The organism is Acidovorax sp. Root219 (genome assembly GCF_001428665.1).
Classification (GTDB): Bacteria; Pseudomonadota; Gammaproteobacteria; order Burkholderiales; family Burkholderiaceae_C; genus Acidovorax.
In genome coordinates, this window is sequence record NZ_LMIJ01000003.1 from 56,933 (window position 1) to 71,280 (window position 14,348).

Below are 14,348 nucleotides of genomic sequence, written 5' to 3' on the forward strand. Positions count from 1 at the left end.
ATGGCCGCTGCGCCGCCCCGGGTGATCGTCACGCGGCCCGAGCGCGAGGCGGCCCAGTGGGTGGAACAGCTCACCGTGCGCGGCCTGGCCGCCACCGCCCTGCCTCTGATCGCCATCGGCCCCTGTACCGACCCTCAGGCTGTGCAGGCACTGGCCCAAGCCCGCGCACGGCTGGCCCAGGCCCCCGGCTACCGGGCGCTGATGTTCGTGAGCAGCAATGCGGTGCTGTATTTCCTGCACGGGGCCCCACCCCTGCCGGCCGGCACCCGTGCATGGGCCCCCGGGCCAGGCACGGCGCGCGCGCTGGAACAGCTGGGCGTACCGCCTGCCGCCATCGACGGCCCCGCCGCCGATGCCGCGCAGTTCGACTCCGAATCACTGTGGCAGCAGGTGGCACCCCAGATCCGGGCCGGGGACCGCGTGCTCATCGTGCGCGGCCGTTCGGCCGGAGTGCATGAATCCTCCGAGGGTTCGGGCCGCGACTGGCTGGCGCGCCAGGTGCAGGCCGCAGGCGGCCAGGTGGACTGGGCCGTGGCCTACGAACGCGGCGCGCCCAGCTTCACCCCCGAGCAGACCGCGCTGGCAGAGGCGGCCACCCAGGACGGGTCGCTGTGGCTGCTGAGCAGCTCCGAGGCGGTGGCAAACCTGGCCGAGGCCCTGCCCGGCCGGTCCTGGACGGCTGCAAAGGCCCTGGCCACGCACCCGCGCATCGCCCAGACCGCCCGCGCCATGGGCTTTGGCCATGTAAGGGAGTGTCGGCCGGCGCTGGAAGACGTGGTGGCCTCGATAGAATCGGCCCCATGAGTTCCGCGCCCCCCAACGACCTGCCCGCCGCAGCCCCCGCTACCCCCGTCGCCCCTCGTGGGAGCAGCCTGCCCACCCTGCTGGTGGGCGTGCTGGCCGTGGCCGCCGTGGCGAGCAGTGGCCTGCTGTGGCAGAAACTGAGCGTGATCCAGGAGCAGTTGGCGCGCCAGTCGGCCGATTCCGGAGCGCTGGCCATCGAGGCACGCACCATGGCCCGCCAGGCCGAGGAACTGGTGCGCGAGACCGCCGCCCGCCTCTCGGTGGCCGAGGCCCGTGTGAGTGAAGTGGCGCTGCAGCGCAGCCAGCTCGAAGAATTGATGCAGAGCCTGTCGCGCTCGCGCGACGAAAACCTGGTGGTGGACATCGAATCGGCCGTGCGCCTGGCGCAGCAACAGTCCCAGCTCACCGGCAGCCTGGACCCTCTGGTGGCCGCCCTCAAAAGCGCCGACCAGCGCATCGAGCGCGCCGCACAGCCACGCCTGACCCCCGTGCAGCGCGCCATCAACCGCGACCTCGATCGCCTGACCCGCGCCGTGGTGACCGACACGGCCGGCCTGCTCGCCCGCCTGGATGATCTGGTGCGCCAGGTGGACGAACTGCCCGTGCTCAATGCCGTGGCCCAGGCCGCGTCCACGAAGCGCCTGGGCCTGTCTCCCGCTGCGCCGGGCTCTGCCGGTGGCACCGCAGCCGGGGCCGAGTTGCCCTGGTGGCAAGCCACCCTGCAGCGCAGCTGGGAGGTGGTGCGCGACGAGGCCCGCAGCCTGGTGCGCGTGAGCCGGGTGGACCAGCCCGAGGCCATCCTGCTCGCGCCCGAGCAGACCTTCTTCCTGCGCGAGAACCTGAAACTCAAGCTGCTCAATGCGCGCCTGGGCGTGCTGGCGCGCCAGTTCGACTCGGCGCGCGCCGACCTGGCCGCAGCCACCACGGCGCTCAACAAGTATTTCGACCCGGCCTCGCGCCGCACGCAGGCGGCAGCCACGGTGCTGCAACAGGCCCAGACCGGGATGAAGGCTGCCGAGCTGCCGCGCCTGGACGATACCCTCTCCGCGCTGGCCACGGCCGCCGCGGGGCGCTGAGAGAGAGGGCAGCACGCATGCGCGCAGCACTCTGGCTCCTGGCGTTGTTTGGCGTGGCCGTTGCGGCCGCGTTGTTTGCGGGCAACAACCAGGGCACGATCACCCTTTACTGGCCCCCGTACCGGGTCGATCTGTCACTGAACATGGTGGTGCTGCTGCTCGTGGGCGGCTTCGTCACCGTGCATGCCGCCCTGCGGGCCCTGGCGGCCCTGCTGGAGCTGCCGCACCAGGCCCGCCGCTGGCGCGTGCAGCAAAAGGAACGAGCCATGCACAGCGCGCTGCTCGACGCCATGACGCACCTGCTGGGCGGGCGCTTCATCCGTTCGCGCAAGGCCGCCGTGGCCGCGCTGGCGCAGGAGAACGCCCTGGCTGCCGCCGGCGAGTCGGTGCCGCATGGCAACCAGTTGCGCTCGCTGGCCCACCTGGTGGCGGCCGAGGGCTCGCACGCCCTGCAGGACACCGCCACGCGCGACAGCCATCTGCAGCGCGCGCTCGACGATGCACCCGCCCGCGGCACGGCCCTGGAGCTGGAACTGCGCGAAGGCGCCCAGATGCGCGCCGCTCGCTGGACGCTGGACGACCGCGACGCCGATGCCGCCCTCGAATGGCTCGCCGCCCTGCCCCAGGGCGCCGCGCGCCGCACCCTGGCGCTGCGCATCAAGCTCAAGGCCACGCGGCTGGCCCGCCGCACGCAGGAGGCGCTGGACACGGCCCGCCTGCTGGCCAAGCACCGCGCCTTCTCGCCCACCGCCGCACAGAGCATCGTGCGCGGCCTGGCCACCGAACTCATCCAGAGCGCGCACGACACGGCACAGCTGCGCCGCGTGTGGGACGACCTGGAAACCTCCGAGCGCAACATGCCCGAGCTGGCCATCCAGGCCGCGCAGCGCATGGCCACCCTGGGTGGTGACGCCACGCAGGTGCGCGCCTGGCTGCTGCCGGTGTGGGAGCGCATGGTGGACCTGCCCGATGCGCTGGCCGAACACCATGCCCTGAAGCTGGTGCGCGCACTGGAATCGGGCCTCGATGCCCTTGACGCCCCCTGGCTGGCGCGCATCGAAGCCGCCCAGCAGGCCAACCCGCGCGATGCGCGCCTGCAGTACATGGCCGGCATGGCCTGCCTCAAGCGCCAGCTGTGGGGCAAGGCCCAGCAGTTGCTGACCCAGGCCGCCCACCAGCTCGCCGATGCCGGCCTGCGCGCCAGCGCCTGGCGCCACCTGGCAGAGCTGGCCGAACAGCGCGGCGACGAAGCCGCCGCCGCCGAGGCCTGGAAAAAAGCCGCACTCGCCCGCTGACCAAGCAGGCGGGGGGCCCGCCCATCCCCTGGCCATCTACCGGCCATCCATCTGCGCCCACCTTTTGCGAAACAAGAGGGAACTTTGAGCGCACACCCCCTGTCAATTCAGTTTTTTTGAATTGAAGCATCAATCCTGCTGAAGCCGAACGCGCTGGCAGCTTCCTACACTGCGCTCACCGCGGGGCCTTGTGCATGCAGCACGGGGCGCGGCATGCGAGGCAGCGACGGATGCGCCAGCCCGAAAAACCTGCTCCCAGCACCTGCTGCCCACCCCTGCCCTGCCACCCCATCGCCGATTTCCCCAAGATGCCATCCTCCACGCCGACTCCCACCAGCCGACCGGCCCGCTACACCCACACCGCCATGCTGATGCACTGGGTGCTGGGCCTGGCCCTGATCGGTGCCTTCTGCGTCGGCCTGTACATGACCAGCCTGCCGTTCTCACCAGCACGGCTGAAGCTCTACAACTGGCACAAGTGGGCCGGGGTCACCATCCTCACGCTGTCGGTGCTGCGCATCCTCTGGCGCCTGACGCACCGCCCGCCGGCCCTGCCGGCCGCCATGGTGCAGGCCATGCCGCGCTGGCAGGCGCTGGCGCACCACGCCACGCACGGCCTGCTGTACGCGCTGTTCCTGGCCGTGCCGCTGATCGGCTGGGCCTACAGCTCGGCGGCGGGCTTCCCCATCGTGTTCCTGGGCCTGTGGCAATTGCCCGATTTCGTGCCCGTGAGCAAGGAGCTGGCCGAGGCCATCAAGCCCTGGCACCAGTACACCGCCTTTGCCATGGCCGGGCTGGTGGTGCTGCACGTGGCCGCCGCCCTCAAGCACCAGTTCATCGACCGGGACGGCCTCATCGGCCGCATGCTGCCCGGCCCGCGCTGAGCCCCCGCCCCAGCCCTCCGCCCTCTTCCTTGTTCTTCCGCACCGATTTTTCAGGAGCCTTCATGCAAGCATCTTCCTTTGTCTCGAGCCTTGTGCTGGGCGCCGCCGTGCTGGCTGCACCGTCCGCCTTCGCGCAGCAGCAACTGGTCCCCGCACAGAGCGAGGTGCAGTTCACCGCGCGCCAGATGGGCGTGCCCCTCGAAGGCCATTTCAAGAAGTTCGATGCCAAGGTGGCCTTCGACCCGGCCAAGCCCGACACCAGCAAGATCAGCTTCACCGTGGACACCGGCAGCGCCACGCTGGGCTCGCGCGAGACCGATGCCGAATTGCCCAAGCCCACCTGGTTCAACGTGCCCAAGTTCCCCCAGGCAGTGTTCGAATCCACCACCATCAAGGCGCTGGGCGGCGGCAAGTTCGAAGTGGCCGGCAAGCTCACCATCAAGGGCAATGCGCAGAACGTGGTCGTGCCCGTGGCGCTGGCCCAGAGCGGTGCCACCACCACGGCCACCGGCACCCTGCCCATCAAGCGCCTGGCCTTCAAGATCGGCGAGAACGAATGGGCCGACACCTCCATGGTGGCCGATGACGTGACCGTCAAGTTCAAGCTGGCGCTCACGGGCGTGGGCAAGCTCTGATCGCCCTGCACCCTCCCTTTTCCGCGTTCCCTTTCCCTGTTCCCTTGATCCTTCCTTTTTCAGGAGTTGTTTACATGCGCAAGTCTTCGTTCGCCCTGCTCGCACTGGCCGCAGCCGCCGTTCTGTCCACGGGCGCAGCCCAGGCCCAGAGCGCCGCCTACGCCATCGATCCGACGCACACCTTCGTGACGTTCGAGATCAGCCACTTCGGCGCAACGACCAACCGCGGCCGCTTCGACAAGAAGGAAGGCACTGTGCAGTTCGACCGCGCCGGCAAGACCGGCAAGGTGGAGATCACCGTGGACACCACCTCGATCAACTCGGGCACGCCCCCGTTCGACAAGCACCTGCAAAGCGCTGACCTGTTCAACGCCGCCAAGTACCCGACCATCAAGTTCGTGTCCGACAAGTTCACCTTCAACGGCGACAAGGTCAGCGAAGTGGCCGGCCAGCTGACGCTGCTGGACAAGACCCTGCCCGTGACCCTGAAGGCCACGCAGTTCAACTGCTACCAGAGCCCCATGCTCAAGCGTGAAGTCTGCGGTGGCGACTTCGAAGCCACCATCGACCGCACCCAGTGGGGCCTGAACTACGGCGTGGAATGGGGTTTCCCCAAGAACGTGCGCCTGGTGGTGCAGATCGAAGCCATCAAGCAGTAATCCACAACGGGCCTTCTGGTCCGCACAAGCCACCCGCGGCACGGCCACGGGTGGCTTTTTTCATGCCAGGCGTGCATCGAGCCGCCAGCCTTCGGCATGCCATGCCCAGACATGCGTGGGCGCCAGCGCCGCCAGGAAATGCAGGTCGTGCGACACCACCAGCAGCGCACCGGTGAAGCCCTGCAGCGCCACCTGCAAGGCCTCCGCCGAGGCCAGGTCCAGGTGGTTGGTCGGCTCGTCCAGCAGCAGCATCTGCGCTGGCTCGCCGCACCACAGCGCGCAGGCCAGCGCGGCCTTGATGCGCTCGCCACCGCTGAGCACCCCGGCGGGCCGCTGCACGCGGTCTGCATCCAGACCCAGCTGCGCCAGGCGCGTGCGCAGCGTGGCCTCGGGCAGGGGCGAGCCCAGTTCGTCCAGGCGCTGCAGCACGCTCGCGTGCGGCGGCAGCAGCTGGGCGTTGTGCTGGTCCAGCCAGGCCGCGCGCACGCCGCGCACCACGCGGCCCGAAGCGGGCGCCAACTGGCCGGCCACCAGGCGCAGCAGGGTGCTCTTGCCACAGCCGTTGGGCCCGGTGATGGCAATGCGCACGGGACCATTCCATACCCCACCGAGGGCAGGCATCCCCTGGGGAGCAAACGGTGCTCGCACCTGTTCCAGCGCCAGCACCTGCTTGCCGCAGGGCACGCTGCTTTCAGGCAGGGCGAGTGCCACGGGTGCCTGCTGTGGCGCCTGGCGGGCGGCATCGCGCACGGCTGCATCCAGCTTCTCGCGCGCCTGCCGCTGGCGTTCGTGCTCGTTTCCGGCATGGGCTTCGGCGCTGTTCTTCATGCGGCCCAGCAGGATGGGAGCCAGGTTGGCTGTGCGCCCCACCCGGTGTCCCTGCGCGGTGCGGCGCTGCTGCGCCTCGTGCTCGCGCTGCAGCGCCTTCCTGCCCCGGTCGCGCTCGGTGCGTGCATGGTCGAGCGCCGCCTGCGCGGCCGCCCGCTCCTGCGCACGCTGCGCGGCGTACAGCGCCCAGTTGCCTCCGTAGCGGCGCAGCCCGGCGGGCGACAGCTCCACGATGGTGTCGACCATGCCGAGCAGTTCACGGTCATGACTGGCCACGACCACAGCGCCCTGGCGCGCCGCCACCTGGTCCAGCAGCCAACGGCGTGCACTGCGGTCCAGGTGGTTGGTGGGCTCGTCGAGCACCAGCATCTCGGCGTCGCAGACGAAGGCCCCGGCCAGCGCCACGCGCATGCGCTCGCCGCCGCTCAGCCGGGTCGCATCGCCATCGCTTGGCAGATGCCCCAGGTCCAGCGCCTGCAGGGCGCGCTGCCAGCGCGCAGGCAGGTCCCACTGGCCATCGGCCCGCAGCAGGTCCTCGGGCGTTCCCTGGCCCGCCTCCAGGCGCTCCAGCGCACGCAGCACGGGTGCCAGGCCCGCAAGGTCGGCCACCGTGCTGCCGGGGGCTCCCCGCACCTCCTGCGCCACGGCGTGCAGGCGCGCGTCGCGCAACACCGTGCCCGCAGTCGGCTGCAGCCGGCCCAGCAGCAGTTGCAGAAACACGCTCTTGCCCACGCCATTGGCACCCACGATGCCGGTGGTACCGGCGCCCAGGGCCACGTCGAGGGGCTGGCTCCACAAGGGCTGCCCATCGGGCAGCGTCCAGACAACGCCCTGGAACTGGAGCGAAAAAGAAGAAGAGGAAAAGGAAGCAGAAGCGACAGCAGCCTTGCTGTCGCCCCGGGCGCGCTGGCCCGAATGGTTGGTCGTCGCCATGCCTGAGAACTCCACGGTCACCATCAAGCCGCACCTGCGCAAAAAGGCAGGAGCGGAACAGCGTGAAAGTGGCTTACAGGCGCATCGGTGAAAACACCCCGGGTGGTTGGCGAGAGGCGCAATGTACCGCAAATAACCGCGCCTTCAAAATTCCCTTTACGTAAATTGATTACGAATAGTAGAATTTCCACATCGACACCCGCATGGACCCAAGGAGACAACGCATGAATGCCGTTCTGAAGCCCGATCTCGCCAGCCTGCCCGCACCTGCCGCCTTCCAGCAGCTGCACCACTACGCCTACAAGGCGCGCGACGCGGAGGAGACACGCCAGTTCTACGAGGACATCCTGGGCCTGCCGCTGTACCACATCATCCAGAGCGACCACGTGCCCAGCACGGGCGAGTACTGCCCCTACACGCACTTCTTCTTCCGCCTGAAGGACGGCTCGTTCATTGCCTTCTTCGACCTGGGCGACGACGTGAAGGCCGAGCCCTCGCCCAACACCCCGCTGTGGGTCAACCACATTTCGTTCCGCGTGGACACGGTGCAGGAACTGCAGAACACCAAGGAGCGCCTGGAAGCCTTCGGCATCGAGGTACTCGGCGTGACCGACCACCACATCTTCAAGAGCATCTATTTCTTCGACCCGAACGGCATCCGCCTCGAACTCACGGCGCAGTTGGCCGATGCCAACGCCATGGCCAAGGACAGCACCGTGGCGCATGCGCGCCTGAAGGAGTGGACGGCGCGCAAGGAGCAGTGGCGCAAGGAGCGCGCCGAAGGCAAGGCGGCCGAGCCGCTCAAGCCCCAGGCCAACGACCGGCCTGAATTCGCCAAGGGCTAAGAGGCTGAACCGCTGCCCCAGTAAAAATGGCGCCGCCCTTGCGGGCGGCGCCTTTTGCATTTTCTTGTGCCGGCCAGTGGCTACACCGCATCCAGCTCGGCCAGCAGGTCGCTGGTCGTGGCGGCCTCCAGCAGCGCCCGGGTGTAGGGCTGCTGCGGCCGGTCGAAGATGTCGGCCACGCTGCCCTCTTCGACGATGCGGCCGTTCTCCATCACGATGATGCGATCGGCGATCTCGGACACTACCGCCAGGTTGTGCGAGATGAACAGGCAGCCGAAGCCGCGCTCGGCCTGCAGGCGCCGGAGCAGCTCCAGCACCTGCTTCTGGATGGTCATGTCCAGCGCCGAGACGGGCTCGTCGGCCACCACGAAGGCGGGCTTGCGCACCAGCGCGCGCGCAATCGCCACGCGCTGGCGCTGGCCGCCCGACAGGGCGTGCGGGTAGCGCTCGCCAAAGCCGGCAAGCCCCACCTCGTCGAGCATGGCGTCCACCGAGGCCTGCAGCGCCTCGCGCGTGAGCGGCGGGCCGTGGCGCAGCGGCTCGGCCACGATATCGCGCACGCGCTGGCGCGGGTCGAGCGAGGAGTACGGGTCCTGGAACACCAGTTGGCAGGCCAGGCGGAAGTCGCGCCGCCCTGCCGCATCGGCCTGGCCCAGCGGCGTGCCGCGAAAGCACACATCGCCACCCGCCACGGGCAACAGGCCGATCATGGCGCGGCCCAGCGTGGTCTTGCCTGAGCCCGACCCCCCGACCACGGCCACCACCTCGCCGGGCTGGATGGCCAGCGACACACCGCGCACCGCCAGCTTGGGCGTCGCCTTGGACAGCCAGCCCTGGCGCGCACCGGGAAAGCTCACGTGCACGTCCTTGGCCTCGATCAGCGGCGCCTGCACGGGCCGTGCCGGGCGCTGGGCGCTGCGCTGGGGCAGCGCATCGATGAGGCTCTTGGTGTAGGCCTGGCGCGGCGCGGTCAGCACGCTGCGCACGGGGCCGGCCTCGACGAGCCGGCCTTTTTCGAGCACCACCACCGATTGCGCGTAGCGCGCCACCAGTCCCAGGTCGTGCGTGATCAGCAGCACCGCCGTGCCCTCGGTGCGCGTGAGCTCGGCCATGATCTCCATCACCTCGCGCTGGCTCAGCGAGTCGAGCGCCGTGGTGGGTTCGTCGGCGATCAACAGGCGCGGTTTGAGCAGCATGACCGAGGCCAGCATGATGCGCTGGCGCATGCCGCCCGAGAACTGGTGCGGGTAGGCGGCCAGGCAGCGCTCGGGGTCGGCGATCTGCACGCGGCGCAGCATGGCGATGGCGCGCTCGCGTGCCTGGGCTACGCTCAGCCGCTCGTGCAGGCGCAAGCCTTCGAAGAGCTGCTCGGCAATGGTCATCGCCGGGTTGAGCGAGACCATGGGCTCCTGGAACACCATGCCCACGTCGCAGCCGCGCAGCGCGCGCAAGGCGTTCGCCGACATGGTCCCCACATCACGCCCCTGCAGCAGCACGCTGCCGCCGCTCTGGCGCACCTGGGGCGGCAGCAGGCCCATCACGGCGCGCCCGGCCATGGTCTTGCCGCTGCCCGATTCGCCCACCAGGGCCACCACGCCGCCGGCGGGCACGTCAAACGAAACGGCGTCCAGCAGCGGACGGACGTGGGGGCCATGCACCGTGAGCTCACGCACGGACAGCAGCGGCAGCGGGTTCTTCTCGGTCGTCATGTCGGTTCTTTCCGCCAAGGGGTAGGACGATGGCCGCATCAGCGGCGCTCCATGCGCGGGTCGAGCCAGTCGCGTAGCGCGTCGCCCAGCAGGTTCACGCCGAGCAGGGTGAGCGCGATGCAGGCGCCGGGCGCAATGCCCAGCCAGGCGGCGGTCTCGATGTAGGGTCGGCCCGAGGCCAGCATGTTGCCCCAGGTGGGTGCCGGTGGCGGCACGCCCAGGCCCAGAAAGCTGAGCGCGCTCTCGGCCAGGATGACCCAGCCGAACATGGAGGTGGCCAGCACCACCAGGGGCGCCACGCAGTTGGGCAGGATGTGCGCGAACACCGTGCGCAGGCCGGAGTTGCCGATGACCTCGGAGGCCTCGATGTACTCCTTCTCGCGCAGCGAGAGCACCGAGCCGCGCACCACGCGCACTGCGGTGGGCGCATAGGCCAGGCCCAGCGCGACGATGATGCCCCACTGGTTGGCGCCCACGATGACCATCACCCCGAGGGCCAGCAGAATGCCGGGGAAGGCCAGCATGGCGTCGTTGAAGACCATCAGCACCCGGTCCAGCCAGCCGCGGAAGTAGCCGGCCACGAGGCCGATCACCACGCCCAGCCCCAGAGCCAGCGCCACGGTCAGCCCGGCCACCAGCAGGCTGGTGCCGGCCCCGGCCATCAGGCGCGAAAGGATGTCGCGGCCGAACTCATCGGTGCCCAGCAGGTAGCTGCCCGAGGGCGGCTGCAGCCGCTGGCGCAGCGCCACACCCATGGGGTTGTAGGGCGTCCAGAACACCGACAGCAAGGCCATGGCGCCCACCAGGGACACCAGCACGCCGCCGACCAAGGCATTCGTGCGCAAACGTTGGAGAAAGCGCTTCATCATCATGACGCGGACACCCGGGGATCGAACAGGGGATAGCACAGGTCCACCACGAGGTTGACGAGCACGTAGATGGCGGCCGTGAACAGCAGGCAGCCCTGCACCACGGGGTAGTCGCGCGCAAAGATCGCATCCACCAGCAGGCGGCCCAGGCCGGGCAGCGTGAACACCGTCTCCAGCACCGCGATGCCGCCCAAGAGGTTACCGAGTACCAGGCCGATCATGGTCCAGGTGGGCGCAAACGCATTGGGCAGCACGTGGCGCAGCAGCACCCGCCGCTCCGACAGGCCCTTGGCCCGCGCATGCGTCACGTACTCCAGGCGCAGCACCTCCACCGCGCTGGCACGCGCCATGCGGGTCAGGATGCCGAGCTCGATCAGCGCCAGCGTGATGGTCGGCAGGATCAGGAAGGTCAGCGCCGAGCGCCAGTCTTCGCTGAAGGGCACGTAGCCCACCACCGGCACCAAGCCGAGCTTGAGCCCGACGAAGAGCAGCAGCAGCAGGCCCAGCCAGAAGCTCGGAATGGACAGGAAGAACGTGGCGGCGGCTACCACCATGGTGTCGAGCACGCTGTTCTGCTTCCACGCGGCCAGCAGGCCGGCGGGCACGGCCAGCAGCGCGGCCAGGGCTACCGCCACGAGCACGATGGCGGCGCTTACCTGGAAGCGTTCGAGCAGCAGTGGCAGCACGGCCTCGCCACTGGTGATGGAGTGGCCCAGGTCACCCTGCAGCATCTTGCCCAGCCACAGCGTGAACTGCACTGGGATGGGCCGGTCGAGCCCGAACTGGGCATGCAGGTCGGCCAGTTGATCGGGCGTGGCACTGTCACCCAGGATGAGCAGCGCTGGATCGCCTGGCACCAGGCGCATGAGCACGAAGACCATCAGGCTCACGAGAAAGAGGGTCGGCAGCGTCCACAGCAGGCGCCGGCCGACGTAGAGGGGAAAGGAGGAACCCATGGTGTGCGTACCAGGTCAGCAGGCCATCGGCTTCACGGAGCGCGCAGCGCCACGCCCCAGGCACGCGGTGTGCCCAGCGCCCAGCCCTTGTAACCCCTGGCGTACGAGCGGGCGGCGCTGGTGTTCACAGCCGAGTACATGAAGATCGCGGGCACGTCCTCGCGCATGCGGACTTCGAGCTTGTCGAACAGGGCCTGGCGCTGGGCTGCGTCGCTGGTCTCCATGCTCTTGGCCAGCAGTTCGTGGGCCAGGGGTTCGTCCCACACCTTGCGCGGCTGCTTGTCCTTGGGGCCGGTCACCATCTCGTACGAGAGCGCCGGATCCAGCCGGGCCGAGAAGGTGAAGGCCATGGCCTGGTAGTTGCCCTTGGTGTAGCGATCGAGCAGCGTGGCCCAGTCGAGCACTTCCACTTCGGCCTTGATGCCGGCCTCCTGCACCATGGCCTGGGTCAGCACGGCGATGTTGAACACGCTGTTGTAGCGCTTGGTGGCCAGGATCTTGATGGGCTCGCCCTTGTAACCGGCCTCGGCCAGCAGCTTTTTGGCCAGCGCCAGGTTGCGCGGCGGCACCGCAGCCTGCGGCTTCTTGTAGAAGGCGCTGGGCGTGGGCACGACCGAGCGGCTGGGCGGGGCATTGCCCGAGGTGACGGCGGCCACCAGCTCGGGCATGTCCAGCGCGAGCGCGATGGCGCGGCGGATGCGCGCATCCTTGAGCAGCGGGTCGCGCGTCTGGAACAGCAGGCCCTGCACGTTCATGGTTGCCTGGGTCTCCATCAGCACGTCCTTGCGCCCCTTGTACTCGGCCATGTCCTCATCGTTGATGTCGTAGTTCAGGTCGATGCCACCCGAGAACAGCGCGGCCTTGGCGGCCGAGGCATCGGGGATGATGACGAAGCGCACCTTGGGCGTCTCGGCGATCTTGGCGCCGGTGTTGCCATCGCGCGGGCCGGGCAGCGCCGCATAGCCGTCGTTGCGCAAGAGTTCGATGTACTGGCCGCGCTTCCACTCACCGAGCTTGTAGGGGCCGGTGGCCACGGGCTCGCGCCACTTGCCGTCGGCCTCAAGCGAACTGCGGTGGTAGATGCCCGTGCCGCCGCAGTCCACGCGCGCCAGCGTCGCCAGGAACAGGGCCGAGGGCTTGTCCAGCGTGTAGACCACGGTGGCCGCATCGGGCGCATCCACCTTGACCACCTTGGCCAGGCCACGCCCGTCGAACTCGGCCAGGCAGCGCCAGTTGTTGGCCGGGGCCATGTAGCGGTTCCAGGCGAAGAGCACGTCATCGGCCGTGAGCGGAGCCCCGTTGTGGAACTTGACACCCTGGCGCAGCTTGAAGGTGTAGGTCTTGCCGTCGGCCGAGGGGGTGACCGACTGGGCCAGCAGCGGCGCCACGGAGGCGTCTTCGCGGTAGGCCACCAGGCCTTCGAGCACGTGCATCATCACCGCGTCGGTGTTGTTGTCGCGGTTGACGCCGGGGTCGGTGGAGCGGATGTCGGCATTCAGGCGGATGCGCAGGGTGTCGGCCTGCGGCTGGGCCTGGGCCAGGCCAACCGCGCAGCAGCCGGCGAGCATGGCCAGGCCTTGGGACAGCCAGCGCGAGGGGGCAGTAGTCATCTCGGGGTCCTTTCTTCGTGGGGCAAGCGGGCGCGCTCAGGCCAGCGCCAGGTGGCGTTCCAGGTCCAGGCGGTAGGCCTCAAAGCGGCGGCTGAGCGCGGGCAGCATGGCGACTTCCATCTCGCCGAGGGCCGGCTCCATCACCACCATCGCCACCGTGGCCGAGAGGTTGCTGCTGGAGTTGGGGCGTGGCGGGCGGCACACCGACCAGGGCGACTGGAAGTCGTCGAACAGCGCGGCCTTGATGTGCTCGCGGGTGAGCGCGCCGATGTGCGGCTCCACCAGGGCGCGCACGCGCAGGTCGCGGTACAGCGAATCGGGCGTGTTGACGATGCCCATGTCCTTGATCTTGGAGAGCGCAATCGGGCTCTGGAAGTGGTTGGCATGCACGATGACGCCGCGCTCGGGATGGATCTGGAAGGTCTCGTCCGGCGCGCACTCGAAGTCGATGGCCACGCCCGTGGCGTGCGAGACCATCACGTTGTTGGATGCCGACTTGGGCGTGCAGTACACGATGCGCATGGCCAGGGCCAATTGCACCTGCTCCAGCGCCTTGCGGCGCAACAGGGCCAGGGGCACGCCGAGCTGGCGGTAGTCACGGTCGGACTCCAGGTAGTTGGCCGTGATGGAGATGCCTGCAGAATTCATGCCCGAGCGCGCCATGCCGCCCGCCTCGGTGAAGGTCAGGATGTCCGGGCCGTCGTCGCGCAGCACGCGCAGCACCACGGCGGTCTCGGCGCACTCCGCCTTCCAGTCCCAGTTCTGCGCATGGATCACGCGGCCAGAGGCGGTGGCCTCGGGCATCGCGACCACGCCGGTGCAGCCGTCGGGGTCGATCTGCGCGGGCTGGCCCTTGCGGCGGCGGTCGGCCAGCTTGAGGATCTCGGTGCGCGCATTGAGCATCACGATGGCCTCATACGACACACCGGCCCCCTCGGCAATGCCACGCATCTCGTCGAGGTAGGCGGCATCGAAGGCTTCGATGGTGGGCTCGAAAGTCTTCACCAGCGTGCCGATCTCGGGCCAGCCGAGTTGGCTGCCCTCCAGCTGGGTGGAGTAATGTGCGATGCCGCGCAGGATGCGCGCCTTGGCCTGTTCGCCATACTGGCGGCCGCGCTCGCGCGGTGCACCGCGGACCTCGATCAACGGGCAGGAAGGGATGGGCTGGTCGGCGCCCCAAGGGAAAGTCTGGTCCATGGCGATGGGTGGAGTGAGCGATCATTGATCGATGGACTGAATTGTATT

At 69.1% G+C, this 14,348-nt stretch carries 13 protein-coding genes; 7 read left to right on the forward strand and 6 right to left on the reverse strand.

Features of this window, described 5'->3' with window-relative positions; translation table 11 throughout:
- The 6 genes from ASE28_RS03180 to ASE28_RS03205 all read left to right on the forward strand — a co-directional run bounded on the left by ASE28_RS03180 (window position 1) and on the right by ASE28_RS03205 (window position 5,353).
- The gene (locus ASE28_RS03180) at window positions 1-804 is read left to right on the forward strand and encodes a uroporphyrinogen-III synthase (RefSeq protein WP_057264633.1); all 804 of its coding nucleotides are present in this window, start codon (window positions 1-3) and stop codon (window positions 802-804) included.
- Complete coding sequence (locus ASE28_RS03185; RefSeq protein WP_057201276.1) at window positions 801-1,880, forward strand: uroporphyrinogen-III C-methyltransferase; 1,080 nt, start codon at window positions 801-803, stop codon at window positions 1,878-1,880. The genes ASE28_RS03180 and ASE28_RS03185 overlap by 4 nt, the downstream gene beginning before the upstream one ends.
- A gap of 17 nt (window positions 1,881-1,897) precedes the next feature.
- On the forward strand, window positions 1,898-3,175 hold the full coding sequence (locus ASE28_RS03190) for a heme biosynthesis HemY N-terminal domain-containing protein (RefSeq protein ID WP_057201277.1): 1,278 nt from the start codon (window positions 1,898-1,900) through the stop codon (window positions 3,173-3,175).
- 308 nt (window positions 3,176-3,483) lie between these two features.
- Entirely contained in the window at window positions 3,484-4,059 is a 576-nt protein-coding gene (locus ASE28_RS03195) for a cytochrome b (protein WP_057264975.1), read from the forward strand.
- 62 nt (window positions 4,060-4,121) lie between these two features.
- Window positions 4,122-4,694, forward strand: a complete 573-nt coding sequence (locus ASE28_RS03200) for a YceI family protein (protein WP_057201278.1) — start codon at window positions 4,122-4,124, stop codon at window positions 4,692-4,694.
- A 74-nt stretch (window positions 4,695-4,768) separates the two neighbouring features.
- Entirely contained in the window at window positions 4,769-5,353 is a 585-nt protein-coding gene (locus tag ASE28_RS03205) for a YceI family protein (RefSeq protein WP_057201279.1), read from the forward strand.
- A gap of 60 nt (window positions 5,354-5,413) precedes the next feature.
- Here the strand turns inward: ASE28_RS03205 and ASE28_RS03210 are convergent, their stop codons facing one another.
- Window positions 5,414-7,114, reverse strand: a complete 1,701-nt coding sequence (locus tag ASE28_RS03210; protein WP_057264977.1) for an ABC-F family ATP-binding cassette domain-containing protein — start codon at window positions 7,112-7,114, stop codon at window positions 5,414-5,416.
- A gap of 224 nt (window positions 7,115-7,338) precedes the next feature.
- Here ASE28_RS03210 and ASE28_RS03215 point away from each other — a divergent pair, with 224 nt between their 5' ends.
- Window positions 7,339-7,959, forward strand: a complete 621-nt coding sequence (locus ASE28_RS03215) for a VOC family protein (protein WP_057264636.1) — start codon at window positions 7,339-7,341, stop codon at window positions 7,957-7,959.
- 80 nt (window positions 7,960-8,039) lie between these two features.
- On the opposite strand, the gene ASE28_RS03220 is transcribed toward ASE28_RS03215, so the two are convergent.
- From ASE28_RS03220 to ASE28_RS03240, 5 genes are read right to left on the reverse strand one after another with little or no spacing between them, the layout of a single operon-like run.
- The gene (locus ASE28_RS03220) at window positions 8,040-9,668 is read right to left on the reverse strand and encodes an ABC transporter ATP-binding protein (RefSeq protein WP_235516036.1); all 1,629 of its coding nucleotides are present in this window, start codon (window positions 9,666-9,668) and stop codon (window positions 8,040-8,042) included.
- A 38-nt stretch (window positions 9,669-9,706) separates the two neighbouring features.
- Complete coding sequence (locus ASE28_RS03225) at window positions 9,707-10,540, reverse strand: ABC transporter permease (protein WP_057264638.1); 834 nt, start codon at window positions 10,538-10,540, stop codon at window positions 9,707-9,709.
- A complete protein-coding gene (locus ASE28_RS03230) occupies window positions 10,537-11,493 on the reverse strand; it encodes an ABC transporter permease (RefSeq protein WP_057264640.1) in 957 nt (318 codons plus the stop codon). The genes ASE28_RS03225 and ASE28_RS03230 overlap by 4 nt, the downstream gene beginning before the upstream one ends.
- Window positions 11,494-11,525: 32 nt before the next feature.
- Window positions 11,526-13,103: an ABC transporter substrate-binding protein gene (locus ASE28_RS03235; protein WP_082607876.1), complete on the reverse strand. Its 1,578-nt coding sequence runs from the start codon at window positions 13,101-13,103 to the stop codon at window positions 11,526-11,528.
- Window positions 13,104-13,139: 36 nt separating this feature from the next.
- Complete coding sequence (locus ASE28_RS03240; RefSeq protein WP_057264642.1) at window positions 13,140-14,300, reverse strand: C45 family peptidase; 1,161 nt, start codon at window positions 14,298-14,300, stop codon at window positions 13,140-13,142.
- Window positions 14,301-14,348: the final 48 nt, after the last annotated feature.

Coding starts and splice junctions, on each gene's coding strand:
- ASE28_RS03235 (WP_082607876.1), bottom strand. CDS start 13,103: ATGACTACTGCCCCCTCGCGCTGGCTGTCCCAAGGCCTGGCCATGCTC.
- ASE28_RS03220 (WP_235516036.1), bottom strand. CDS start 9,668: ATGACGACCGAGAAGAACCCGCTGCCGCTGCTGTCCGTGCGTGAGCTC.
- ASE28_RS03180 (WP_057264633.1), top strand. CDS start 1: ATGGCCGCTGCGCCGCCCCGGGTGATCGTCACGCGGCCCGAGCGCGAG.
- ASE28_RS03225 (WP_057264638.1), bottom strand. CDS start 10,540: ATGATGATGAAGCGCTTTCTCCAACGTTTGCGCACGAATGCCTTGGTC.
- ASE28_RS03200 (WP_057201278.1), top strand. CDS start 4,122: ATGCAAGCATCTTCCTTTGTCTCGAGCCTTGTGCTGGGCGCCGCCGTG.
- ASE28_RS03185 (WP_057201276.1), top strand. CDS start 801: ATGAGTTCCGCGCCCCCCAACGACCTGCCCGCCGCAGCCCCCGCTACC.
- ASE28_RS03210 (WP_057264977.1), bottom strand. CDS start 7,114: ATGGCGACGACCAACCATTCGGGCCAGCGCGCCCGGGGCGACAGCAAG.
- ASE28_RS03195 (WP_057264975.1), top strand. CDS start 3,484: ATGCCATCCTCCACGCCGACTCCCACCAGCCGACCGGCCCGCTACACC.
- ASE28_RS03190 (WP_057201277.1), top strand. CDS start 1,898: ATGCGCGCAGCACTCTGGCTCCTGGCGTTGTTTGGCGTGGCCGTTGCG.
- ASE28_RS03230 (WP_057264640.1), bottom strand. CDS start 11,493: ATGGGTTCCTCCTTTCCCCTCTACGTCGGCCGGCGCCTGCTGTGGACG.
- ASE28_RS03215 (WP_057264636.1), top strand. CDS start 7,339: ATGAATGCCGTTCTGAAGCCCGATCTCGCCAGCCTGCCCGCACCTGCC.
- ASE28_RS03205 (WP_057201279.1), top strand. CDS start 4,769: ATGCGCAAGTCTTCGTTCGCCCTGCTCGCACTGGCCGCAGCCGCCGTT.
- ASE28_RS03240 (WP_057264642.1), bottom strand. CDS start 14,300: ATGGACCAGACTTTCCCTTGGGGCGCCGACCAGCCCATCCCTTCCTGC.